This window comes from Sphingomonas sp. LR59 (assembly GCF_036855945.1).
Classification (GTDB): Bacteria; Pseudomonadota; Alphaproteobacteria; order Sphingomonadales; family Sphingomonadaceae; genus Sphingomonas.
Window position 1 is genome coordinate 1,049,169 of the sequence record NZ_JASPFL010000001.1, and the last position, 24,831, is coordinate 1,073,999.

22 protein-coding genes are annotated in these 24,831 nt (G+C 65.5%); 15 read left to right on the plus strand and 7 right to left on the minus strand.

Annotated features, from left to right (window positions below):
- Window positions 1-35: 35 nt before the first annotated feature.
- Genes QP164_RS04845 through QP164_RS04890 form a run of 10 tightly spaced genes read left to right on the plus strand, consistent with a single transcriptional unit; the run spans window position 36 to window position 8,803 of the window.
- Window positions 36-1,274, plus strand: coding sequence for an MFS transporter (locus QP164_RS04845; protein ID WP_333922357.1), 1,239 nt, complete (start codon window positions 36-38; stop codon window positions 1,272-1,274).
- On the plus strand, window positions 1,271-2,335 hold the full coding sequence (locus QP164_RS04850) for a sugar phosphate isomerase/epimerase family protein (protein ID WP_333922358.1): 1,065 nt from the start codon (window positions 1,271-1,273) through the stop codon (window positions 2,333-2,335). Before QP164_RS04845 ends, QP164_RS04850 begins: the two co-directional genes overlap by 4 nt.
- Window positions 2,332-3,492, plus strand: a complete 1,161-nt coding sequence (locus QP164_RS04855; RefSeq protein WP_333922359.1) for a Gfo/Idh/MocA family protein — start codon at window positions 2,332-2,334, stop codon at window positions 3,490-3,492. Before QP164_RS04850 ends, QP164_RS04855 begins: the two co-directional genes overlap by 4 nt.
- On the plus strand, window positions 3,489-3,875 hold the full coding sequence (locus QP164_RS04860) for a c-type cytochrome (protein WP_333922360.1): 387 nt from the start codon (window positions 3,489-3,491) through the stop codon (window positions 3,873-3,875). Before QP164_RS04855 ends, QP164_RS04860 begins: the two co-directional genes overlap by 4 nt.
- Window positions 3,876-3,888: 13 nt before the next feature.
- On the plus strand, window positions 3,889-4,812 hold the full coding sequence (locus QP164_RS04865; RefSeq protein ID WP_333922361.1) for a hydroxypyruvate isomerase family protein: 924 nt from the start codon (window positions 3,889-3,891) through the stop codon (window positions 4,810-4,812).
- A gap of 26 nt (window positions 4,813-4,838) precedes the next feature.
- Window positions 4,839-5,114 (plus strand): hypothetical protein, encoded by a 276-nt coding sequence (locus tag QP164_RS04870; protein ID WP_333922362.1) that lies wholly within the window; start codon window positions 4,839-4,841, stop codon window positions 5,112-5,114.
- Window positions 5,039-5,668, plus strand: a complete 630-nt coding sequence (locus QP164_RS04875; protein ID WP_333922363.1) for a 3-keto-disaccharide hydrolase — start codon at window positions 5,039-5,041, stop codon at window positions 5,666-5,668. Before QP164_RS04870 ends, QP164_RS04875 begins: the two co-directional genes overlap by 76 nt.
- A complete protein-coding gene (locus tag QP164_RS04880) occupies window positions 5,665-6,246 on the plus strand; it encodes a gluconate 2-dehydrogenase subunit 3 family protein (RefSeq protein ID WP_333922364.1) in 582 nt (193 codons plus the stop codon). The genes QP164_RS04875 and QP164_RS04880 overlap by 4 nt, the downstream gene beginning before the upstream one ends.
- The gene (locus QP164_RS04885) at window positions 6,243-7,076 is read left to right on the plus strand and encodes a sugar phosphate isomerase/epimerase family protein (RefSeq protein WP_333922365.1); all 834 of its coding nucleotides are present in this window, start codon (window positions 6,243-6,245) and stop codon (window positions 7,074-7,076) included. The genes QP164_RS04880 and QP164_RS04885 overlap by 4 nt, the downstream gene beginning before the upstream one ends.
- Window positions 7,077-7,126: 50 nt before the next feature.
- Complete coding sequence (locus QP164_RS04890; protein WP_333922366.1) at window positions 7,127-8,803, plus strand: GMC family oxidoreductase; 1,677 nt, start codon at window positions 7,127-7,129, stop codon at window positions 8,801-8,803.
- A 38-nt stretch (window positions 8,804-8,841) separates the two neighbouring features.
- Here QP164_RS04890 and QP164_RS04895 read toward each other — a convergent pair whose 3' ends face one another.
- Window positions 8,842-9,870, minus strand: a complete 1,029-nt coding sequence (locus QP164_RS04895) for a YncE family protein (protein ID WP_333922367.1) — start codon at window positions 9,868-9,870, stop codon at window positions 8,842-8,844.
- 220 nt (window positions 9,871-10,090) lie between these two features.
- Here QP164_RS04895 and QP164_RS04900 point away from each other — a divergent pair, with 220 nt between their 5' ends.
- On the plus strand, window positions 10,091-11,902 hold the full coding sequence (locus tag QP164_RS04900) for a DUF885 domain-containing protein (RefSeq protein WP_333922368.1): 1,812 nt from the start codon (window positions 10,091-10,093) through the stop codon (window positions 11,900-11,902).
- A 41-nt stretch (window positions 11,903-11,943) separates the two neighbouring features.
- On the opposite strand, the gene QP164_RS04905 is transcribed toward QP164_RS04900, so the two are convergent.
- Window positions 11,944-12,825, minus strand: a complete 882-nt coding sequence (locus QP164_RS04905; RefSeq protein ID WP_333922369.1) for a polysaccharide deacetylase family protein — start codon at window positions 12,823-12,825, stop codon at window positions 11,944-11,946.
- 153 nt (window positions 12,826-12,978) lie between these two features.
- Here QP164_RS04905 and QP164_RS04910 point away from each other — a divergent pair, with 153 nt between their 5' ends.
- From QP164_RS04910 to QP164_RS04925, 4 genes are read left to right on the plus strand one after another with little or no spacing between them, the layout of a single operon-like run.
- Window positions 12,979-15,264: a TonB-dependent siderophore receptor gene (locus tag QP164_RS04910; RefSeq protein WP_333922370.1), complete on the plus strand. Its 2,286-nt coding sequence runs from the start codon at window positions 12,979-12,981 to the stop codon at window positions 15,262-15,264.
- A gap of 21 nt (window positions 15,265-15,285) precedes the next feature.
- Entirely contained in the window at window positions 15,286-15,600 is a 315-nt protein-coding gene (locus QP164_RS04915; protein WP_132734294.1) for a hypothetical protein, read from the plus strand.
- A complete protein-coding gene (locus QP164_RS04920) occupies window positions 15,597-17,189 on the plus strand; it encodes a PepSY-associated TM helix domain-containing protein (protein WP_333922371.1) in 1,593 nt (530 codons plus the stop codon). Before QP164_RS04915 ends, QP164_RS04920 begins: the two co-directional genes overlap by 4 nt.
- Entirely contained in the window at window positions 17,186-17,467 is a 282-nt protein-coding gene (locus QP164_RS04925; protein WP_333922372.1) for a DUF3325 domain-containing protein, read from the plus strand. Before QP164_RS04920 ends, QP164_RS04925 begins: the two co-directional genes overlap by 4 nt.
- A gap of 120 nt (window positions 17,468-17,587) precedes the next feature.
- Here QP164_RS04925 and QP164_RS04930 read toward each other — a convergent pair whose 3' ends face one another.
- The 5 genes from QP164_RS04930 to QP164_RS04950 form a co-directional block, all read right to left on the minus strand.
- Complete coding sequence (locus QP164_RS04930; RefSeq protein WP_277982424.1) at window positions 17,588-18,034, minus strand: ferritin-like domain-containing protein; 447 nt, start codon at window positions 18,032-18,034, stop codon at window positions 17,588-17,590.
- 101 nt (window positions 18,035-18,135) lie between these two features.
- Window positions 18,136-19,623: a deoxyribodipyrimidine photo-lyase gene (locus QP164_RS04935; protein WP_333922373.1), complete on the minus strand. Its 1,488-nt coding sequence runs from the start codon at window positions 19,621-19,623 to the stop codon at window positions 18,136-18,138.
- Complete coding sequence (locus QP164_RS04940; protein ID WP_333922374.1) at window positions 19,620-20,195, minus strand: GNAT family N-acetyltransferase; 576 nt, start codon at window positions 20,193-20,195, stop codon at window positions 19,620-19,622. The genes QP164_RS04935 and QP164_RS04940 overlap by 4 nt, the downstream gene beginning before the upstream one ends.
- Window positions 20,192-20,791 (minus strand): 4'-phosphopantetheinyl transferase family protein, encoded by a 600-nt coding sequence (locus tag QP164_RS04945; RefSeq protein WP_333922375.1) that lies wholly within the window; start codon window positions 20,789-20,791, stop codon window positions 20,192-20,194. Before QP164_RS04945 ends, QP164_RS04940 begins: the two co-directional genes overlap by 4 nt.
- Window positions 20,788-24,813, minus strand: a complete 4,026-nt coding sequence (locus QP164_RS04950) for a Pls/PosA family non-ribosomal peptide synthetase (RefSeq protein ID WP_333922376.1) — start codon at window positions 24,811-24,813, stop codon at window positions 20,788-20,790. The genes QP164_RS04945 and QP164_RS04950 overlap by 4 nt, the downstream gene beginning before the upstream one ends.
- Between the last annotated feature and the right edge of the window lie 18 nt (window positions 24,814-24,831).

A 24,831-nucleotide genomic window follows, 5' to 3' on the forward strand; every position in this document is an offset into this window, starting at 1 on the left:
GACAAGCAGTAAAACTGCGATCGGAGAGGTAGCGAATGGCGCGTGCAGACACTGGGCCCCAAGCCACGACCGGCGGCCTGCTAACCGGCCGCCTGAGCGCCATGATGTTCATGCAGTTCTTCGTATGGGGCGCCTGGACCGTAACCCTCGGCCTCGTCATGCAGACGGTCGGGATCGGAAACCTTATCGGCAACGCGTTCTCGGTCGGTCCGATCGCGTCGATCGTGGGCTCGTTCCTGCTCGGCATGGCTGCGGCGCGTTATGTTAGCCCGCGGATGCTGATGGTGATCCTGCACCTGGTCGGCGGCGTGCTGTTGTTCGTGCTGCCGTCGCTGGTGACGCCGGAGAATGGGCGGACCTTCGTCTGGCTGCTGCTCTGCTACATGATCCTCTACATGCCGACGGTGGGCCTCGCGAACACGATCGCGCTGAAGAGCTTTGGCGAGCGGACCGACAAGTTCCCGTTCGTCCGCGCGTTCGGCACGCTCGGCTGGATCACCGCTGGCCTCCTCATCGGCTGGGCGGGCCTGTCGGCGAGCCCGGAGATTTTCCGCGTCGCAGGCGTAGTGTCGATCGTGCTCGGCTTCTACAGCTTCACGCTGCCGAACGTCACGGCGGATGCGCCACGCGACGAGAGCGTTCTCCGCCAGGTGTTCTGCGTCGAGGCGTTCGGGTTGCTCAAGCAGCGCTCGTTCCTGATTTTCATGACCTGCGCGACGCTGATCTCGATCCCGCTCGCGATGTATTACGCCTATGCCTCGCCCTATGTCGGTGCGACCGGCATCAGCAACGTCGGCGGCACGCTCGCGATCGGCCAGATGTCCGAACTCGTCTTCATGTTCTCGATGCCGTGGCTGTATCGCCGGTTCGGGGTGAAGCCGCTGCTGCTGGTAGGCATGGCCGCATGGGCGTTGCGCTATGCTCTGTTCGCGATCGGCGACGGCGGCTCTTCGATCTGGGCAGTCTATCTCGGCGTCGCGCTGCACGGCGTGTGCTACGACTTCTTCTTCGTCGCAGGTGCGATCTACACCGGTACGATCGCCACGCCGAAGGGCGTCAACGCGCAGGCACAAGGCATGCTGACGCTGTTCACCTACGGCGTCGGGATGCTGCTCGGGTCGCAGATCGGCGCGCTTCTGTATGCGCAGCTGCCCGCATCGCCGACCATCGCCGACTGGCAGCATATGTGGTGGTATCCCGCGATCGCCGCCGCGGTGATCGCGCTGCTGTTCCAGTTCACGTTCCGCGACGACACCAGAAAGAGTGCAGCATGACCGGCATGAAGGGCCCCGGAATATTCCTCGCCCAGTTCCTTGGCGACGAAGCGCCGTTCGACACGCTCGACGGTCTGGCGGAATGGGCGGCAGGGCTCGGCTATGTCGGCGTCCAGATCCCCTGCAACGCGCAGTTGATCGACCTGAAGCTCGCCGCCGAGAGCAAGACCTATTGCGACGACCTTCGCGGGACGCTCGCTAGGCACGGCATCGAAGTCACCGAGCTGTCGACGCATCTGCAAGGCCAGCTGGTCGCGGTCCATCCGGCGTACGACACGCTGTTCGACGGCTTCGCGCCCCCCGAAGTCCACGGCAAGCCCGCCGAGCGCCAGCTCTGGGCGGTCGAACAGGTCAAGCTCGCCGCCCGCGCCAGCGCCAATCTGGGCCTGTCCGCGCATGCCACCTTCTCTGGCGCACTGGCTTGGCCGTACGTCTATCCATGGCCGCAACGTCCCGCCGGGCTGATCGAGGAAGCGTTCGCCGAACTCGCGCGGCGCTGGACTCCGATCCTCGACGTGTTCGAAGAGGTCGGCGTCGATTGCGCGTTCGAGGTCCATCCGGGCGAGGACGTTCATGACGGCGCGACCTGGGAGCGGTTCCTGGCGGCCGTCGACAACCACCCGCGTGCGCGCCTCCTGTTCGATCCGTCGCATTTCGTGTTGCAGCAGCTCGACTATCTCGACTTCATCGACCGCTATCACGACCGGATCTCGTGCTTCCACGTCAAGGATGCCGAGTTCAACCCGAACGGGCGTACCGGCGTCTATGGCGGCTACGAGGACTGGGTCGACCGCGCCGGCCGGTTCCGCTCGCTCGGCGACGGGCAGGTCGATTTCTCGTCTATCTTCAGCAAGATGGCACAATATGGCTATGACGGCTGGGCAGTGCTCGAATGGGAGTGCGCGCTGAAACGGTCCGACGACGGCGCCCGCGAAGGCGCGCCGTTCATCCGCGACCACATCATCCGGCTGACCGACCGCCCGTTCGACGACTTCGCCGCCAGCGGCATCGATCGCGCCGCGATCCGCAAGCTGCTCGGACTGTCCGAGGGGCAGGCATGAGCCGGCTTCGTCTCGGCATGGTCGGCGGCGGGGAGGGGGCCTTTATCGGCGCCGTCCACCGGATGGCGGCGGCGCTCGACGGCGACTGGGACCTCGTCGCGGGGGCGTTCAGCACCGATGGTGGGCGCAACACGCGCACCGGCGCACTGCTCGGTCTCGATCCCCAGCGGGTCTATCCATCGCTCGACGCGTTGATCGCGCACGAGATTACGCTGCCCGCGGACCAGCGCATCGAAGCGCTCGCGATCGTCACGCCGAACCACCTCCACGCGCCGATGGCGATCGCCGCGCTGGAGGCCGGCTTCCACGTCTTCTGCGAAAAGCCGATGGCGATGAGCGTCGTCGAGGCCTTGGCGATCGCCGCCGCCGCCAAGGCCAGCGGCCGCCACTTCGCGCTGGCGTTCACCTATAGCGGCTACCCGATGATTGAAGAGGCGCGCGCGCGGGTCGAACGCGGCGATTTCGGCGCGATCCGTCTGGTCCAGGTCGAATATCTGCAAGGCTGGCTCAGCCAACCGATCGATACCGACGGCAACAAGCAGGCCGAATGGCGCACCGATCCCGCGCGCGCCGGACTCGGCGGCTGCCTCGGCGACATCGGCACGCACGCGTTCCAGCTCGCCGAGCATGTCTCCGGCCTGTCGGTGCAATCGGTCTCGGCGGACCTCACGACGCATGTCGAGGGCCGCCGGCTCGACGACGACGTCAGCGCACTGCTCCGGTTCGAGGGCGGCGCCCGCGGCACGCTCAAGGCGACCCAGGTCGCGGCAGGCGAGGAGAACGGGCTTCGGCTGCGCATCCACGGCGAACGCGGCGGCTTGGACTGGTCGCAGATGGAACCCAACACGCTTACGCTCCGCTGGCTCGACCGCCCGGCCGAGATCGTCCGGACCGGTGGCCCGGGCATGCTCGACGCTACCGCCTCGCTGGTGCGTACACCCGCGGGTCATCCCGAGGGCTATATCGAGGCGTTCGCCAACCTGTACCGCGCGTTCGCCTCGGCGATCCGCGGTGATGGCGACGGCAGTCGAGGATACGGCCGCTGGTTTCCGGGCGTGACCGATGGCCTGCGCACGATGCGCTTCATCGAGGCGGTGATCGCCAACGCCGGCGCAGATCGGAAATGGACTTCAGTAAATCCGGGAGAGAATGAATGAAGCTGCTCATGGCTCTGGTCGCAGGAAGTATCGCGGTGGTTGCGGCCGTCACGGTCTCGGCGCCGACCACCGCGCAATCCACCGCGGCCGCACCGCCCGCCTTCGCCGCGTGCCGCGCCTGTCACACCGTCGTGAAGGGCGGCAGGAATGGCATCGGTCCGAACTTGTACGGCGTGGTAGGCCGCGCCGCCGCTGCGGCGCCGGGCTTCAACTACTCCCCCGCGATGAAGGCATCCAAGCTGCGCTGGGACGAGAAGACGCTGAACGAATATCTGACCGCGCCGCAAAAGAAGGTGCCGGGCACGCGCATGCCGATCGCGACGCCCGATCCGGCCAAGCGTGCCGCGATCATCGCGTATCTCAGGGCCGAGGGCTCGAAATGACGGTAATGGTCGCATGACGCTCTCCCGCCGAAATTTGCTCGGGGCTGGGCTCGCGGCCGGCGCCGCCGCTTCGCTGGTGCCAGGCATGGCCGGGGGGCAACGCCGCAGCTCGAACGCTGCGCGCTTTGCGCTCGGCTACGCCCCGCACGAGGGCAGCTTCGCCAGCCGCGGGGGACGGATCGAGCAGATCGCCTACGCCGCCGATCAGGGCTTCACCGCCTGGGAGGACAACGAGGCGGCGACGCGGTCGGTGGCCGAGCAGGAGCAGATGGCCAAGGCATTGGCGCAGCGCGGCATGACGATGGGCGTGTTCGTCGCCAGCATGCCCAAATGGTCGCAGTCGCGGCCGCTGCTCGGCGCCAATGACGGCGCCGAGCGCGAGGCGTTCCTTGCCGACATCCGCGCCTCGCTCGACGTCGCCAAGCGATTGAACGCGAAGCACATGACCGTCGTCACCGGCTTCATGGATCCGAAGGTGCCGGTCGATATCCAGACGGCGCGCGTGATCGACATCATGCGCCGCGCGGGCGACATCGTCGCGGGATCGGGCACGGCGATGGTGATGGAGCCGCTCAACACGCGGACCAACCATCCCGGCGTCTATATGCAGTCGATTTCGCAGGGCTATGCGGTCGCGCGCGGCGCCAACAGCCCGGCGGTCAAGATCCTCGCCGACCTGTATCACGAGCAGATCCAGTCGGGGAACCTGATCCCGACGCTAGACACCTGCTGGAACGAGATCGGCTATATCCAGTTCGGCGACAATCCGGGCCGCAACGAACCCTCGACCGGCGAGATCAACTTCAAGTCGATCGTGAAGTGGCTGAAGGCGAAACGCTACACCGGCGTGATCGGCATGGAACACGGCAATTTGATTGCCGGCCGCGCGGGCGAGGACCGCCTGATCGCCGCCTACCGCGAGATCGATTCGGCATGAGGGAAACGGGGATGAGGGGAAGACGCATGAACACCTGTTTGATGGCGAGCGCTGTCACGGCGATGGCGCTGATGACGACGGGGCCAGTCGCGGCCCAGGAGAAGCCCGGCTTCAAGGACACGCCGATGCTGCCCGGCGGCCAGTGGCGCGTCCATGATGCCGACCGTCCTGCGCCGATCGTGGTCGCACCGGCCGCGACCCCGGCGGTGCGCCTGCCGATGCGGTCGTGTTGTTCGACGGGCGCTCGCTCGATGCGTGGAAGCCGGACCGGATTGCCTGGCCGATCGATAACGGCATCCTGACGATCCCGTCGCGCGCGGCAAGCGGTGGCGAGAACAACCTCGTCTCGAAGCAGAGCTTCGGCGACGTGCAGATGCACCTCGAATTCCGCTCGCCCAACCCGCCGACCAAGACCTCGCAGGATCGCGGCAACAGCGGCATCTGGTTCATGCAGCGCTATGAATTGCAGATCCTCGATGGCTCGCAGAATCCGACCTATGCCGATGGCACGGTCGGCGCGGTCTACGGCTGGAAGCCGCCGCTGGTAAACGCCGCGCGTCGACCGGGTGAGTGGCAGACCTACGATGTCGTATTCGAGCGGCCCCGCTTCGCCGCCGACGGCAGCCTGCTCCGCCCTGCGTACGTCACCGCGCTGCTGAACGGCGTGCTCGTCCAGAACCATCAGGCGATGCTCGGCACGACCATCTGGCGCAAGGTGGCGAGTTACACCGCGCACGCCGATGCCGCGCCGATCCAGCTCCAGGATCACGATTCGCCGGTGTCGTTCCGCAACATCTGGGTTCGTCCGCTGCCCGAGGCGGCGATCGCGCAGGACCTGAAGAAGGACGGTAAATGATCGATCGCAGAACTGCACTCGCCGGGGTCGTCGCCATGTTCGGCACGGCCCTGTACGCGCCGATCGCGCGCGCCGCCGGTGTTGCGCAGGCGCCCGGCGCAGCGGCGGGCATCCCCGTCATCAGCGAAGGCCCGCCCAGCGTCGCGGTCTTCACGGCCTCCCAGCGCGCGCTGATGACCGCGCTCAGCGAACGCGTCCTGCCGACCACCGACACGCCGGGCGCGATCGCCGCGGGTGTCCCGGCCTATATCGAGAAGCTGCTCGCCGACTGGGCCGCCCCGGCCGACCGCGTGCCGATCCTCGCCGGGCTCGACGCGATCGAGGCACGCAGCCTGAAAGACTATAAGGTCGCCGGCGCAAAGGCGACCGCGGCGCAGCAGGACGCGCTGCTCACGCTCGCGATGAACGACCAGATCCCCTCGGGCGGCGTCTTCTTCGAGGCGTTCCGACAGCTCGTCATCACCGGCTATTACACGTCGGAAATCGGCATGACGCAGGAGCGCGAATATCTGCCGGTGCCGGGCGAGTATAACGGCGCATTTCCCTATTCTCAGGTCAACAAGGTGTATTCCGCATGATCCTCAGCCGTAGAAACCTGCTCGCCGGCTCCGGTGCGGTCGCAGCGCTCGCGTTCGTGCCGACCGCGTCGGCTGCCCAGTTGAAGGCGATCGGCCTGCAACTCTACACGATCCGCGACATCTTCTCGAAGGACCCCGTCGGCACGCTCGGCAAGGTCGCGAAGATCGGCTACCGCGAGGTCGAGTTCGGCGGCGGCGGCTATGACGGCATGGATCATGCGATGCTGCGCCGGACGATGGACAAGCTCGGCCTGACCGCGCCCTCGGTGCATATCGGCTACGACGCGCTGCTCAAGCAGTTCGACCAGTCGGTGACGATGGCCAAGACGCTCGGCGCGACCACCGTCGTGCTGCCGTACATGACCGACGAGCATCGCAACGAAGCGGGCTGGGCCGCGGCGCTGCCGAACTTCAACCGGTTCGCGACCGATCTGAAAAAGGCCGGCCTGGGCTTTGCCTATCACAACCACGACTTCGAATTCATCACCAAGCCGGGTGGCGTCAGCCTGTACGAGCGGTTGCTCAAGGAGACCGATCCCGCACTCGTGAAGCTCGAACTCGATCTCTACTGGGCGCTGCATGCCGGCGAGAACCTGACGACGCTGATCGAGCGGCTGTCGACGCGGATTTACGCCTATCACGTCAAGGACATGCGGCCCGATCGTAGCATGGCGGCAGTCGGCGCGGGCACGGTCGATTTCGCCGCGCTGTTCAAGCTGAAGGGCAGCGCCGGCGTGCGCCATTTCTACGTCGAGAACGATCAGGCCCCCGCGCCGTATCTGCCCGACATCACCACGAGCTTCCGGACACTGCGCGCGCTTCGTTTTTAAACGAGGCGCTCCTGACGGGGCGTGTTTCTGAGTATTAGGAGAGGAAGATCATGGCTGAGACCAACAGGTTCGACGCGATCGTAATTGGTTCGGGCGTCAGCGGCGGGTTCGCTGCGAAGGAATTGACCGAGAAGGGCCTGCGGGTCCTGATGCTTGACCGCGGCAAGATGGTCGAGCACGGCGAAGGCTACACCTATGACGGCAAGCCCGCCTACGAGGTGCCGGCACGCAACATCATGCCCAAGGCACTGTTGGACAGCGATTATTTCATCGCCAAGCACGGCTATGTCCAGCCCAGCAACCGCGAGTTCCACAATGACGACCGGCTGAACCCGTACGCCTATGACGAGGGCAGCAAGTTCTACTGGATCCGGCCCGGCGCGGTCGGTGGCAAGTCGCTGATCTGGGGCCGTTGGTGCTTCCGCTGGAGCCCCGCCGATTTCGAGGCGAACAAGCGCGACGGCATCGATGGCGATTGGCCGATCCGCTATGACGACGTCGCGCCTTGGTACAGCTATGTCGAGAAATACATCGGCGTCTCGGGCTCGCGCGAGAACCTCGCCTATCTGCCCGACAGCGAGTTCCAGCCGCCGATGCCGATGAACGTCGCCGAGAAGTGGTTGAAGCAGAATCTCGAAACCAAGTTTCCCGGCCGGAAACTGATCAACACCCGGTTGTCGAACATGACCGAGGACAAGCCCGACCAGAACCGCACGAAGTGCCAGTTCCGCAACCAGTGCGGCAATGGCTGCTCGTTCGGCGCCTATTTCTCGACCCAGGCCGTCACCCTGCCAGCCGCGCGCGCGACCGGTCGCCTGACGCTCAAGTCGGACTCGGTCGTCACCAACCTAGTGTACGATGCGGCGCGGAAAAAGGTTACCGGCGTCCGTTATATCGACGCCAAGACCGGCCAGGCGGAAACCGTCAACGCGGACCTCGTATTCCTCTGTGCCTCGGCGATCGCGTCGACGCAGATCCTGCTCAACTCGCGCGCGCCGGGCAGCGACCGCAGCTATTTCGACGAGAGCGGCACGCTCGGGCGCTATGTGATGGATCACATCTTCCGTGTCGGGGTCGAGGGCGACATCCCCGGGATGGAAGAGTTCATCGAATTCGGTCGTCGTCCGGGCGGCGTCTACGTCCCGCGTTTCCGCAATATCGGCGGCGACGAGGGCGTCGGCTTCAAACGCGGCTATGGCTATCAGGGCAGCGCCTATCGCAACCCTGCCGCCCCTGTTGGGTTCGGCGCATCGATGAAGCAGGGCATGCGCAAATACGCGCCGTGGCGGTTTAGCATGGGCGCATTTGGCGAATGCCTTCCCTATGCGGACAACAAGGTTTCGCTCCATCAGAGCAAGGTCGACCGGTTCGGGGTGCCGCTGGTGCGGTTCGACGTGCGCTTCCGTGACAACGAACTGAAGATGATGGCCGACGCGCGAACGCAGGGCGAGGCGATGCTGAAGGCGGCGGGCCTGACCAACGTCAAGAGTTCGGAAAGCGAGCACGTCCCCGGCGATGCGATCCACGAAATGGGCGGTGCGCGCATGGGCCGCGACCCACGCACGTCGGTGCTCAACGAATGGAGCCAGGCGCATGCGGCGTCCAACCTCTACGTCACCGATGGCGCGCAGATGGCGTCGATCTCGTGCGTGAACCCGTCGCTGACCTTCATGGCGCTCACCGCCCGTGCCGCCGATCATGCGGTGCGCCAGATGAAGAAGGCCTGAGCGCGATGTCGTAATTCAGTGCGGTGGAGCCAGCGGCTTCACCGCATCAGGACTGCGGAGTCCGGTGCCGATCCCGTCGCGAAGCCGCCGACGATTTTCCACGCGCGCAGATCGACGATTGCTACCCGGTCGTTCTGCAACGACGCATAGACCGTGTCGCCGACGATATTCAGACCCGGTGCCGCCGCCGGAAGCGGGAGATAGTCCTCCTCGGCCAACGTCGTCGGGTGCAGCCTCGACAAGCTCTTGTCCTGCGTATTCGATACGACCAGCTTGCCGTCCGTCTGGGTCACGATCCTGACCGCTTCACCGCGCATCGTGCGTTGCATCCGCCGGGTCAGCGATGTCGCATCGAGAGCATGCAGCGTGCCGCTGGGGCGATCGATGACGAACAGGGTCTGTTCGTCCGCGCTCAACGTCATCGCTTCGGGGGCGACGCCGATATGCTGGCGGACCGGGGCTACGCCGATGTCGTCCGTATCGACCATGATGACCGCACCGCTCAGCGTGTCGGCGACATAGCCGCGGGCGCCGTCGCGGCGGATGACCAGGTAATGGCTTCGCGCTCCATTGACCGGCACCAGTCGCGCGGGTGCATCATCCGTCTGCGGGGTGTCGAACCGCGCCAATACGCTGTCTTTCTCGGACAAGACATACAACCGCCCCTTCGAGTCCATCCGCACCGCGTGCAGCCGGCCAAACGGGGTCAGGTCGATGGTTCGTGCAAGAGTCCTTTTCTCGAGATCGATGACCCAGACGCGATGACCACCGACGCCCGGCGCCTTCCAGCTTTCGACGCCATAATCGCCGACGAACGCATAGCGGCCGGCGGGGTCGGCAACGATCTCGTGCGGTTGCGTCCCCAATGGGACGACACCGACGCGCTTGCCGCCGGGAACCGCGTAGAAGGCGACGCGACCTTCGTTCTTTTCGACCACGGCAAGCGTTTCCATCTTCGCCGCTGGTTTCGCCAGGATCTGCGCGGCTGCGCGCGTACCGATCACGGTTGCGGCTAGGGCGCCCCCTGCAAGCGTCCACAGACCTTGACGGCGATTGATCAGCGACATGTCGAAACTCCTTGTTTGTCTTTCAAAGACATGAGCGACGGACGGGTTCCGCGACATTCGCGCGCCGTCGGGTCGACCATCGTTCCAGCCTCGGAAGCAAGTGCGAGCACGAAAGATGTCGCGCGTTGCGAGGTTCGGCCTCGGGCCGGTTCGTCGAACGGGCAGGAGACGATTGCAATGCATCCAGTGGCGGGCGACAAGCAGCCTGATCGGAGATTTCATGCGTCTAGCTTTCGCCCTCGTCCTGCTGCCGGCCGTTCCGCTCCTACAGGCCAATCTCGCGGCGCCGGATGCGGTAACGCGTTCGACCGTGCAGGATGCCGCACTGCTCGCGTTCCTCGATCGTGCGTATGACGAGCAACTCGCGCTCAGTCCGGAATCGCAGACCCAGCTGGGCCTGAAAACCAATTACGACCGGCTCGACGATTATACCGACGCCGCATCGCTGCGCGCCGAAGCGCTCGCCGAACGGCAGCTGGCGGCGATGCACGCTCAGTTCAAGCCGGAACAGTTGAGCGAAAGCGCGCGGGTGAGCTACCGCCTGTTCGAATATGAGGTCGAGCGCGGCCGTCAGTCGCTGCAATTTCGCAAGTTGCGGTTCCCCGTATCGACCAACGGCAGTCCGGCGGGCGAGATCCCCGTTCTGCTTATCAACAATCACAAGGTCGAGACGGTCGCCGATGCGACGGCGTACATCGCCCGCCTTCACGATACCGAGCGGGTGATGCGCGAGGTGTCGGCGACGATGCGCGCGCAGGCGGCCTCGGGCATCGTCCCGAACAAGGTGAACTTCGCGCCGGCGCGCGGCGATGCGAAGGCGATCATAACCGGTGCACCGTTCGACGCCGGCCCGGACTCGAGCGTGTGGGCGGACTTTCGCAAGAAGGTCGGTGCGTTGGCTGCGCCGGCCGCCGTCAAGGCGAAACTCCTGGCAGATGGCAGTGCCGCGCTGACAGGACCGTTTCGCACGGGGTACGGCGTGTTGCTGACCACGCTCGACGAGATCGAACCCCAGTCCAAGGGCAATTTCGGTGCCTGGAGCCTGCCGAATGGCGCGGCCTATTATGCCGATCGGTTGAAGAACTCGACCACGACGGACCTGACCGCCGACCAGATCCACGCACTGGGTCTGAGGCAGGTCGCCGCGATCCGCCAGGAAATGGAGGCGGTCAAGCGCGAGGTTGGCTTCACCGGCACGCTCGAGGCATTCTTCGATCAGATCCGGACCGATCCGAAGTTCAAATATCCGAACACGGCAGAAGGTCGCGAACAGTATCTCGGCGATGCCCGCGGCGTGATCGCCTCGGTCATGGTCGCGGCACCGCGCTATTTCCGGAAGCTGCCCAAGGCGCCACTCGAGGTTCGCGCAGTGGAAAAGTGGCGTGAAGGTACCGCGTCGACCGCATTCTACAATCCGCCGTCCGCGGATGGCACGCGTCCTGGCATCTACTACGTCAATCTGGTCGACATGAACCAGACGCAGAAGGTGCAGGTCGCTGGCATCGCCGCGCACGAGGGCGCGCCCGGTCATCATTTCCAGATCGCTCGCCAGCAGGAGCTCGTCGGCATTCCCAAGTTCCGCAAATTCGGTGGCTATGGCGCGTATGTCGAGGGGTGGGGGCTGTACTCGGAACGGCTCGCGAACGAGATGGGGGTCTACAAGACACCCTATGACCGGTTCGGGATGTTATCGCTGCAGGTCTGGCGCGCGATCCGGCTGGTGCTCGACACCGGCATCCATTCGAAGCGGTGGACCCGTGACCAAGCTGTCGCGTACTTCAAGGCGAACAGTTCGGTATCGGATACGGATATCGGCCGCGAGGTCGACCGATATTTCAACTGGCCTGGGCAGGCCACCAGCTACATGGTCGGCCAACTCAAGATCACCGAACTGCGCGATCGTGCCAAGCGCGAACTCGGGGACCGCTTCGACATTCGCGACTTTCACGAGGCGATTTTGAGCCAGGGTGCGCTCCCGCTGGACGTGCTCGACGAACAGGTGAACCGGTATATCGCCGACCGCCGCCGCTGAAACCCGCCCCGTTAAAGTCAGCGGGGCGTTCGGTCGCGGGGTCAAACCGCCAGATCGTGCGTCTCGACATGGTCGGCGATGGCGCCTGCTGTCGTCCACCAGATGCGCGGATCGTTCGCCTCGCGAAGCTCCTCCAATATCCTGGCCAGCGCCGGGACGCGGTGTGCCTGTCCCATGATATAGGGATGCAGCGCGATCCCCAAAACGGAGGGGCGGCGGTCGGTTTCCGATAACAATTGCGTGACTGCGGCGCGGATCATCGCCGCAAAGTCCTCGGCCTCGCGATGACGCTGGATCACCGCGGGCAAGTCGTTGATCTCCTGCGAATAGGGTATCGACAACAGGCTGGCGTGCGTCGTGGCGAGGCGGGTCGGCTGATCGTCATGTGCCCAGTCCAGCACATATCGATAGCCCTCCTCGGCCAACACATCGGGGGTATCCTTGCTCTCCGAAATCCAAGGGCCGAGCCACCCCGTCGGACGGACACCCAGCGTCGCCAGTCGCTGCGTCACATCGGCGATCATCGCGCGTTCGCTTGATCGGGACAGGGTCCCTTGCGCGGTCGCGTTAGTCAGGCCGTGTGCCGCAATCTCGTCGCCACGATCGCGACAGGCTTCGGCCAGGCCTGGACAGCGATCGAGTATGTCGGCGTTCAACAATGCGGTCGTACGCAGATCGAGTCTGTCGAACAGGTCGAACAGCCGCCACGCGCCGACCCGGTTGCCATAATCGCGCCACGCGTAATTCATCACGTCGGGCTCGGTCTGCGATGGCGCCAACTCGGCACCCAGTCCGCCGCCAAAGTCGAACACCTCGTGATTGACGCCGAAGTAGATCGCGAGCCGCTTGCCTTCAGGCCAGTCATAGTCGGGTCGATCGGTGATCGGACGATAGGGGTAGCGGACAGCAGCGGTGTGACTCATCCCGTCGCAACGTGCCGACAGGCGATGCGATGCGTGGGACCTGTAAAAATCGTCATGAGAGGGAGATGCCGAACAAACATGACAAAATATTTAGATTGATAGTGACTCGCAAAAGCGATTGATCTAGGAGCGCCTCCAACACGGGGGTTCATAATGAGTGTATCGAGTATATTGCTGGCTGGCGCAGCGTTCGTCGGTATTCCGGAAGCGGCCATATCGGCTGCGCCGGCGCGGGATTTGACCAATGCCGAAAGCCCCGACGACGCGCAGAAATCGGACGAAATCCTGGTTCTCGGCAAGAGCTACGGTCGCGAGGTCGGCAAGACGGTCACGCCGCTCAAGGACACGCCCAACACCGTCACGGTGATCGAGCGCGACCAGATCGAGGCGCAGAACCTGTTCACGCTGGAGGATGCGCTGACCGCCACCAACGGCATCACCGTCAACGGCGTTGGCAGCGAGGATCCATCGTTCTTCTCGCGCGGGTTCGCGATCTCGAATTACCTGATCGATGGCGTCCCCACGTTCGCGTTCAACTTCCCGTCCGCCGTCCCGGACCTGTTCTTCTACGATCGGCTCGAGGTGTTGCGCGGTCCGGCGGGACTGTTCAGCGGTTCGGGTAATCCCGCGGGCAGCATCAACATGATCCGCAAGCGCCCGCTCGACTCGTTCAAGATGCAGGCGAGCGCGGGCTACGGCACCTACGACAATGCCCGGTTCGAACTCGATGTGTCCGCACCGATCGGTCCGAAAGCAGGGCTTCGCGTCGGCGTCATGGCGCAGGATCAGGACCAGTTCTTCGACACCGCGCACCGCAACCGCATCGGCGCATTCGCCGTGGGGTCGCTTGAGATCGGCGATCGCACCACGCTGACCGTCGGCGGCAATTACGATCGCTTTCGGCCCGCGGTCCAGTCGGGACTGCCCGGCATCCTCGGAGGCCTGGACGGTAGCGACGGCCGACTGCTCGACGTGAAGCGCTCGACCTATCTCGGGGCCGACTGGAATCGGTTCAACGCCGAGACCTGGACCGGATTCGCCGAGATCACGCACAAGATCAGCGATCGCTGGACATTGCGTGCGACGGGCTTGTTCACCGATGTCGATCGCGTCGACATCTATAGCTATATCGGCAACCAGCCGGTCACGGCGACCAACGGCACGACCAGCCACATCGCCTATCGTGGCGACAGCAAGCAGCGGACTCGCTCGTTCGATTTCAACGGCGTGGGCAGCTTTCCGCTATTCGGGCGTGATCAGGTCCTCATCCTAGGGGCGGACTACCAGGCGAGTTCGGGAACCTCCTACGCCACCCGCCTGTCCAATTATGCGCGGATCGACGTGTACAACCCGGTCTCGCCACTGGAACCGCCGCTCGACCCCTACGCGGCGTCGCGCTATTATCCGGTGCAAGGCAGTGGCGCGACGTGCCCCAATGCCAGTGCCGCTATCGTCCCCGCGCCGGCGAATTGCGTGTTGCAGGTCTATGGCGGATCATCGACCGACATCGAGCAATATGGCTTGTACGGACAGATGCGGCTCAGTCCCGTCGATGGCGTCACGCTGATCGGCGGCGGGCGTCTGACCTGGTGGGATACGACGACCGCGACGCTGCTCGCACCGAGCGGGGTGCTGCCGGCGCCGACACGGTACGGAATCGACAATCGCTTCACGCCTTATGCCGGGTTGGTCTGGGACGTCACGCGCACCCTGAACCTCTACGCCAGCTATGCCGACAGTTTCACGCCGCAGGCAGCCCCGGTCGGACGGGCGCGGCCCGATGGTGGACGGATCGAACCACTGGTCGGTGCGCAATATGAGGCGGGGACCAAGCTTTCGCTGATGAACGACCGGTTGCTGCTGTCGGCGGCGGTCTACCAGATCACGCAGACCAACCGGTTGTTCAACGATCCCGATATCGCGACCGTGGTACTCCAGACCGGCAAGGTCCGGGCGCGGGGTTTGGAGGCCGAGGCGTCTGGCGAAATCCTGCCCGGCTGGCGGATCAATGGTGGCTATACCTATACCAAGACCCGCTATCTTGAGGACCAGACTACCGCGAACGAAGGCCTGCCGCTGGTCCCGATCATCCCGAAGCATATGGCCAAGGCATTCACCAATTATGCGCCTACCAACGGCGCCTTGGCAGGCGTGAGCTTTGGCGGCGGCGTGACGTGGTTCAGCGGCACCTATGGAGGTGTCGCGGCGGGGGTTAACGCCAGTGGATCGTTCCGTCCGTCGACGATCGTTCGCCAGGGGAGCTATGCGGTCCTCGACCTGCGAGCAGGCTACCGACTGAGCGAACGGCTCGGCGTATCGGTCAACGTCAACAACGTGCTCGACAAGACCTATTATGCGCGCATCGCCGCCACCGGCCGCGGCAATTACTACGGAAGTCCGCGCACCGCGTTCGCGACGCTTCGGTACACGTTCGAATGATCGCGGTCGGGGGAGCGGCCGATGACCGCGGGCGATGCGCATGCCCGCGCACGTTGGGCACGGCGTGGCGATATCGGGTTGCGCGTCGTCGCGGCGGTGCCGCTCGGCTATGCGACGGCCAGCCTATGGGCGATGGCGATCGCGCGGCTGCTGCCCGGCGACCGAGCCGAGGCGAGTGTCACCGCGTCGCTGATAGCCCTCATGCTGTGCGCGATTGCGGCGATGTGGGCGTTCGCAGCCCGTAGCGGCTGGCGCGCACTCTGGACCCTCGTCGTTGCCGGCGCGGTCGGTGGTGCGATCGCGTGGATCTCGATCGATGCGTCGGGGCGGCTATGAGCAAGGGGTTCCGACAGTCGCAGGCGTTCCTGCACACGTGGTCTGGGCTGTTGCTCGGCTGGATCCTGTTCCTGGTGTTCGTCGCCGGCACGATCGCGTTCTGGCGCGAAGGGCTGAACCGCTGGATGCGGCCCGAGCTCGCACGTGTCGAACAGCCGATGCGCGTGCTCGCCGGCTCGCAAGCGTTCCTCGCCGGCAAGGCGCCGGATGCGAAGAGCTGGATCATCGCCGTGGCGACCGACCAGTCACCGGGCGCACAGCTGTTCTGGATACCCCAGCCCAAGCCCGGTGAGACGGGCGGGCGTGGCCGGCGCGGCCGTCGCGATACGCAGGCATTGATCGGTGCCGACGGCAAGCCTGCGAACGCCCGCGACACGCGTGGCGGCGAGTTCTTCTACCGGTTCCATTTCGATCTTCAGTACATGCCGGTGATCTGGGCACGGTGGCTGGTCGGTTTCGCGACCATGATGATGCTGGTCGCGATCATGAGCGGGATCGTCACGCACAAGAAGATCTTCAAGGACTTCTTCACGCTGCGGCGTGCCAAGGGCCAGCGGTCCTGGCTCGATGGCCATAACGCCACCGCGGTGCTCGCACTGCCGTTCCATCTGATGATCACCTATACCGGGCTCGTCACGCTGATGGCGTTGCTGATGCCGTGGGCGGTCGTGGCGAACTACACCAGCGAACGTACCGTGTCGGAGACGCTGTTCCCCACCGCCGCTGCGGTCGATCGCAGCGGTCGGCCAGCACCGCTGATCGACCTCCGAACGATCGCTGCTGACGCCGAACGCCGGCTCGGCGCACCGGCGAGCTTCATCGAGGTAAGCGATCCCGGCGATGCATCGGCGCGCGTCTCGGTCAGTCAGAGTGCGCATTCGATGCTGTCGTCGCGGACGCCCCGACTGACCTATGACGGTGTATCGGGACGCCTCGTGTGGCGTTCGCCTCCGCCCGGTGCGGCGGCCGAGACCGCGGGCGCGATGATCGGCCTGCACGCCGGACGGTTTGCCGGCTATGGCGGTCGCTGGCTGTATTTCCTGTGCGGGATCGCCGGGACGCTGATGGTCGCGAGCGGGCTCGTTCTGTGGACCGTGAAGCGCCGTGAACGCCTCCCCAACCCGACCCGACCGCATTTCGGCTTTCAGCTGGTCGAGCGTCTCAACGTCGCGGTGGTCGGCGGCTTTCCATTCGGCATCGCCTGCTTCTTCTGGGCGAACCGACTGCTGCCTCTTGTCTTTAGCGGTCGTGCGGCCTGGGAAGTCCACGCGCTGTTCATCGCCTGGGGTATGGCCGCGCTGGCCGCGGTTGTTGCCAAGCCGTCGCGGGTCTGGCCGACGTTGTTCGCCGCGACCGGCCTGCTGCTCGTCACGCTACCGCTGTATGATATCATCGCGACGGATCGGGGGCTGTTTGCGATGATCGCGATCGGAGATCTCATGATCGCCGGGATCGACGCAACGCTGCTGGCGTTCGGTGTCACGTTCCTTCTGCTGGCCAGACGCGTCGCGAACTATCGCCCGCCGGCCCGACGAGTCCGACCGTCACGAACTCATGCGGTCCCCAAACTATTGGAATCGGTCGAATGAGTATCGTCGTCCTGATCCTGACGACTACAGCCTTCTTGCTGCTCGGCCTCGCCACCGACGCGCAGTATCGGCGCCGGTTCGGTGCGGGACTTTCGCGCCAACGACGCAGTCTGTTGCGGAACGTGGGGTGGGGCGTTCTGATCGTCAGCGTCGCACCGGCAATATCGGCCCGCGGCTGGATCTTTGGTCCGATCCTCTGGATCGCTGCGGTTATGGCAGGGGCGGGGGTCGCGTTCCTGTCACTCAACTTGATCGTCTCGCAATCTCCACCGCGGTAACATACGACCATTTACACTTACCGAGGACGCTTCGATTTTTAAGCGGGGGAGATGGCCCGTCGGGCCACTCCCCACGCCAACAGCCAAGGCGGCAAGCCAATGCCTGCCGCCTCGGATCGATCAGGTGAGGCTGTGCTTCAGCGCGCTCATCTTGTCGTGGCCTTCGCGGACCGACGCATAGCCGTCCGAGATCGCGGTCTGCGTTGCCGACGACAGGTCGGTATCCTTCATGGCCTCTTCGTACTTGGCCTTGATGTGATCTTCGCCACGCTCGACTTCGAGGATGATCGCCTTGTCGTCCTTGCCGGTCAGCGCCTGCTTCAGATCCATGAACGTGCGATGCGCCGCGGCCAGCATGCTCGACTCCATTTCCGGCTCGCCGCCGAGCGTACGGACCTGGCCCTGAAGCTGCGTGGCAACCTGGGCCCGATCGCGCGCGAAGTCGGCGAACATCGTTGCATACTGGGTGCTCTCGGCATCCTTCGCGGCGTCCTCATACCCCTTCATGCTGTCGAGGGTGGTCTTGATCAGGCCGTTCAGGACGGACACGTCGTGGTCGTTGCTCATGGTAGCTCCTGTGATGAAGTCCGCTCAACGATCGCCCGGGAATTTAGTCGCGTGCCAAGTATCTCCTGCGATGAATTTCGCCAAAGTTGTCGCAGAATCCCTCAGGCCGGCGCTCTTCCCTCCAGGTACAAGTCCGCCGGGAGATCGGCTGGCACAGCCACTTCGGGTCGCGGTCGCGCCGCGGCCGCCTCGAGCCAGGCCGGACCATCGGGGCGGTGGCGTGTCGATCCGTCCGATCGCGTCGGTACCTTGCCGTAGACGGCGGGGCCCTCCCGACCGGGAGATCCCCCGCCGAACGAAGCCGCGATATTGCCATAGGTTGACGGATCGCGACCATCCAGGCTCAGTCGATCGTTGAGGTAGCACGCCGTCGCCCACGCGGTCTGCGGGTCCGGCGTCATGGCAATGATCCGTTTGCCCCAATACATCCGCAAATTGTTGTGCATCCAGCCATCTACGAGGAACTGCAGCTGACACGCGTTCCAGGTTTCGTCGCGCGTCTCACCGTGCAGCAACGCGTCTAGCGTCTCGAGCTCCGGCCGCGGGTCCGCCGCATGCGCTTCAAGCGTTTCGCGTGCCCATCCGGAAATCCGATCGTAACGTTCCGGCGCCACCAGCGCGGACGCCTGATAATGGAACCATTCCCGCCACGTCAGCAACTCGTCGGCGAACTTGTCCTTGGCGCCGGCCGGTGCCGCGGCGGCCTCGACCGTGGCCATGATCTCGCGTGGGCCGACGACGCCGAAGTGAAGATAGGGCGACAGCGTACTGGCGCCGACCGGATTGGTCGCATCGTTGCGCACGGCGGCATAGGTCGGCAGCACCGTGTCCATCAGCCGTTCGAGCTTCTGCAACGCGCCGCCTCGACCAAGCGGGAATATCGGGCTCGGCGGCAGCGAATGGTCGATTGCGGCTGCGGCAACAAGCCGATCGATGTCCGCATCGGTGCTGGTATCGAGCCGATCGGGGACGAACGGGAGCGGGCCGTCATAGGGGGCTAGCTCGGGCATCAGGTCGGACGCGGTCAGCCAGTCCGCGCGCAGCGGCTCATGACGGCGCCGGAACGCGGTCGTCGAACCAATGTCGCCGCCGAATATGGCGGGTGGCACCAGGCAGGCAGCGTTGACCGCGAGGACGGCGCGATCCGTCCGCGCCGCAAAACGTTCCGATTGCCAGCGCGCGACGAACGTCGGCTGATCCTCGACCAGCACCGCGGCGCTTTCCGCCGCCAGCCGATAGACCAGTCCCTTTTCGCGCTTCTCGGCCCGGTCGACATACTGGATGCACGCCACGCCACGCTGCCGACATTCCAGGGCAAGATCGCGGCTGGCCCCCAGGATGAACCGATGCAGGCGATCGGACGCGTAGGGATAATCCTCGCGCAGCCCGTGATAGACGAGGACGGGAAGACCCAGATCGTTCGCGAGGCAGATCGCGGCATCGATCACCGGGTTGTCCCGCGCGCGCAACGCCTGCTGCAACCAGCACAGGACATAGCGCGCAGCGGGGCGGACACCGTGCGCGTTCAGCGAACGAACGCGCGCCGCCTCGGCCCAGGTTGCAAGCGCGTCGGGAAGAGGATTGGTCATGGCTGTCCAACCATTAGGGGCTGCGACCGATCCCCGGCCACGGTCGGTGTCGAGAATGTCGCACATCGGGCAAGCGCTGCGTCGCGTCTTGCCTCGAGTTCCGCGAGCGATATCCCCGCAAGGTCGAAGCGGAGTTCGTGCATGTCCATGCTGGAACGGTAGCCGCCTGGCCAGACGCTGGTCAGTTCGAACCCGCAATGCTGGAAGAACGGCGACACCTCTGGCGAGGTATCGACAGTAACGTAGCGCGTGGGCGGCTCTGCGCTGGTGGCGACGTGGAGCAGGCGTTCGAACAGCAGCAGCTTGCCGAGGCCTGACCCGTGATGCGCGCGCGCGGCCATGCCCCAGAAGAGCAACGCCTTGTTGTAATGCTCCCAGATCTCATAGCCGCCGAACGCGCTGGGGATGCCGTCGACGTCGACGATGAACGCCGGGCCGTCGGGCTCGTCGAGCGTTTCCTCGAGCCATTCGCGGTCGCCGGCGCCGAAATACTCGGGGAGGTTCGAGTCGAAGATTGCGAAGACGGCGGCGCGGTCCTTCTCCTCGTAGCGGCGGGTCAGGATTCTGGTCATGGCTGGCTCCACTGCGCGATGGTTTCGATCGCGTCGGTGGTGGAACGGCTCCAGCAGCGCGAAGTGCCTTCGAACGTCGCGGTGGCGTGGATTGGATCGGTGACGACGGTGTCGATCGACTCGGGGCGGATGCGGCGCGGTTCGCCGATGAGCTTCGCGTGCGCTTCCTTGATCGTCCAGCAACGGAGCCACGCGCGGGGCTGGGCGAGGGTGGGCAGGCGTCGGAGCGCGTCGGCTTCGGTCGGGGTCAGCATGTCCCAGAGCGGAGCGTGGTCGTCGATGACCTCGCGGTCGACCGCGATCGGCTGGCGTGCAGCGCCGATCAGGGCGTGCGCGCCGCGGCTGGAGAGGCTGAGATACCAGCCGTTGGGGGCGGAAACGATCGGCGCGCCGGCCGGACTGCGTATCAGTCGAACGTCGTCTGTGTCGCCGGCCAGTTTGTGGATCAGGGCGGCGGCCAGACCCTGCCGAATCGCGCGCGCATCGCCTTGCAGGCCGGCGGCGTACGGTCCGGTCTCGGCAACACTCCATGCGACTGGCGACTGACCGTCCCAAGCAAGGTCGGAGAGCGGACCGTCGTGCCAGATCGGCGTCACGTCGCGACGGCGATCCGCGCCGGGCTCCCGTCCCAGCTCGTGCCGTCGGGCAAGGTCTCGCCCTTCATCACCACCGATAGATCGCCGAGCTGTGCATCCGCGCCGATTTCCGCGTCGTACAGCACGATCGCGAGCGAGCCGATCGTCGCGCGGTCGCCGACGCGGATCGCGCCGACCTTCATCACGCGGTCCTCGAACAGATGCGTCTGCAGCCCCGCAAAGTCGTTCAGCGCGACGTCGTCGCCGATATCGACGAGGTCGTGCTCGGTCAGGTCGGTGGTGTCGATATAGCAGCGCTTGCCGATCCGGGCGCCCATCAGCCGCAGGTACAGCCCGATCCACGGCGTCCCGCGCAACGGCTCGAGCAGGTTGGCGACGGCGAGATTCTCGTACGTCGCGGTCACCAGTTCGGTGCGCCAGACGAAAGTGCTCCACAGCGGCGCGGTCGTGACCTTGTAGCGGCCAACGACGAGCCATTTGAGCGCGAGGACGAAAATCCCGCAGGCGAGGCAGAAGCCGACGTACAGGAAGGGGAAGGTCGCCGCGACGACCAGCGCGCCGTTGTCGAGATCGTCGAGGTCGCCGACCACCGACAGAAGCAGGCTGAAGTACACCAGGAACGCAGTCAGCGACAAGGTGGTGCGAACCGCCTCGATCGACAGGCGCGTGGCGATCAGCGCGCGCGACGGATTGAACCGCGCGCCCTCGTCGAACATCGTGTTGACCTGTCGTACCGGCAGCTTGATCGCGGGCGAGCCGAACCACGTGCTGCCCGCCTCGGTGGCGAGTGCGGGATCGCTCGGCGGCTTCGAGAGGACGCCGACGAGCACTTCGTCGCCGATCTGCGTGCCGCTCGGCAGCAGCGCGGAATTGCCGATGAAGCTGCGGCGGCCGATCTTGGTATGCGCGAGTTCGATCGTGCCGTGGCCGATCCGCGCCGCGCCGAAGATCACCGAGTCCGCGATGAAGCTCTCCTCGCCGATCTCGACCAAGTCCGGCACGATCGCGCTGGCGGTCGAGATTTCCGCGCGACGACCGACCTTGACGCCGAGCGCGCGGTACCACGGCACCACGTACAGCGTCGCGAAGATCGGGTGGAGCAGGCGCAGCGCGAGGTCGTTGATCTGCTGCACGAACCAGTAGCGGACGTAGAACCCACTGTTCAGCGCATAGACCGCGGGCGCGACGCGGCCGAGGATCAGGCGCTTGGCCGCCACCGTCAGCACGCACATCATCACGACATAGGTGACCGCGAGCAGCGGCGCGACTGCGACATAGGCATAGCCGCTGGTCGCCCAGTCGAGCTCGATCAGCGCGATCAGGCCCGGTGCGATCGGCAGGATCGCGACGAGCGGCAGGATCAGCGCACACAGGAACAGTCCGATCGCGGGGCCCGCGTTGCGCGGCGCTGCGGTGGCCGGCCGGCGGGGCGCATCGCCGTCATGCGCGGCGGGTGAGCCGGCCCAGCGCTGGCCGGCGGGGATGACGGTGTCGGCGGGCAGCGCGGACAGGTCGTCGAGCATCGCGTCGTCGCCAAGCGCGGCGTTGCGGCCGACCACCGCCATCGACCCGACAAACGCGCCCTTGCCAAGTTTGACCGTCCCAAGCCGCAGCAACCCGCGCTCGACCGAGCTGGTCGACAGCACCGACTGGTCGCTGATGATCGCATCGTCGTCGGCATGGAGCAGGTCGGCGGTGTCGATGATCCCGGTGCCGATATGGACGCGTTCGCCGATCTTCGCGCCCATCATCCGGTAATAGCCGCGGATCATCGGCGTGCCCGCGAGATACGGCGTCGCGGTGACGCCGATGATCCGGCGGACCAGCCACCAGCGGAAATAATAGCTGCCCCAGAGCGGGTAATCGCCCGCCTTGAACCGCCCGACGATCAGCCATTTCAGCGCGATCGACAGGAACATCGACGCGATCGGCACGACCGTGAAGAACAGCCCGCTGAGGATCAGCGCGTCGACCCGTGGCATGTCGCCCGCGAGATGCGTGTAGGCCAGATAGGGCGAGAACCACTGCAGCCCCGCCAGCGTGTAGATCGGCAGCAGCGCGAGTGTCTGCGCGGCGACGCACAGCCGCCGCTTCCACGGCGCGATGTTATGGAAGCTGGTCGCGTCGAGAATCGCGACCGGCGTGGTGCCACCGATCCGGAGCGCGAGCGCGCGAATGGTCGGCGCGGCGTAGACGTCTTCGAGCGACAAGCCTTCGAGGCCGCGCACTTTCCGCGCCGCCGATACGAGCCGTGCCGCCTTCAGCGAATGGCCGCCCAGATCCTCGAACAGGTCGTCGAGCACCGATACCGGCTGCGGCGCGAACGCCTCGGCCCAGACGCGGTGGAGGCTTTCCTCCAGCGGGGTGGCGGGGGCGACCATCTCGCGGTCAGAGGTCACGGTGATCTCGGGCTTCACCAGCGCCTTGCGGTCGACCTTCCCCGATGCGGGGAGCGTCGGCAGGTGCGATAACAACTGGTAGCCCGCCGGGCGCATGTAATTGGGGAGGCGCTCGGCGACGCGGGCCTTGAGGCCGACCATGTCGATCTCCTCCGCCGGACGCGCGATCAGGAAGGCGGCGAGGAACTCCGAGCCGTCGTCGTCGGTAAAGAGCTGGACGACGGTCTGCGCGACGCCGGGCCATTCGCCGATCACCGCTTCGATCTCGGCGAGTTCGACGCGGAAGCCGCGGATCTTCACCTGCGTATCGATGCGCCCGACGAAATCGATGTCGCCCGCCGCGTCGAGCTTCACCAAGTCGCCCGACCGGTAGATCCGTTCGGGGGCACCGGAAGGCCCGTCGAACGGCGTCATGATGAACTTCTCGGCGGTCAGGTCCGGGCGGTTGACGTAGCCGACGCCGACGCCCGGCCCGCCGATCACGAGTTCGCCTTCCTGGCCGTCGGGGACCGGCTGCATATGCTCGTCCACCACCCAGGCGGTGTAGCCGGGGAGGGGCTTGCCGATCGTGATGCGCTGACCCGGGAACACCTCGGTCCAGGTCGCGGTGACCGACGTCTCGGTCGGACCGTAGGTGTTGAGCAACCGCAATCCGGGACGCGCGAGCCGGCGTGGCAGGTCTGCCGGGCACGCTTCGCCGCCCATGTTGAGCAGGCGCAGCGTCGGCACCGGATGCTCGACCAGCGCGATCAGCGAGGGGACGACGTGCCAGATCGTCGTGTTCGCCTCGGCCAGCGCGATCGCCACGTCGGGCCCGCTGGTCGCCAGCGCCTCGGTCGCGACCAGCACGACCGCACCGACGAAGAACGCGCTCCACATCGTCTCGACCGACATGTCGAACGCGAGGCTGAACCCGCCGAACACGACGTCATCGGCGTTTAGATCGAGAATCGCACTTTCGGAGCGGACCAGGTGGCAGGCATTGCCGTGCGAGATCATCACGCCTTTGGGACGACCGGTCGTGCCCGAGGTATAGATGATGTAGGCGAGGTCTTGCGGGGTGGCCTGCGTGACGTCGCGGCCGATCGGTTCGGACGGCTCAGCCGCGAGATCGCCCAGCGCCGCATCGAGTGCGAGCGTTTTCCCTTTCAGATTGGCGACGCGGCTGGCGACGGTGATCGTCAGCGCGGCCTCGCTGTCCTCGACGATGAAGTCGATGCGGTCCTGCGGATAGCCCCAGTCGACCGGCACATAGGCAGCGCCAGCGCGCAGCACGCCGAGGATCGCCATATACTGGTCGAGCCCGCGCGGCAGGCACAGCACGACACGGTCGCCCCGGCCGATCCCCATCGCGCGTAGGCGGTGTGCGAGCGCGAGGCTCCGCGTGGCGAGATCGGTGTAGCTCCACTCGGTCTTGCGGTCGTATTCCTCGTCCGCCCCGATCAACCGCAGCGCGGTCGCGTCGGGATGCGCGACACGCGTCGTGTCGAACAGTTCGTGCAACAGTTCGTCACGCGCATACGGCTCGGCCGCCCGCAACGCCGGCGCGGGAGCGATCGACGCGACGCCTCGCTGCGGTAAAATGGCATGATCCGAGGGGGTTACCGAAGTGTCGTGCTGCATCCGGGGTGCTTAGCCGAA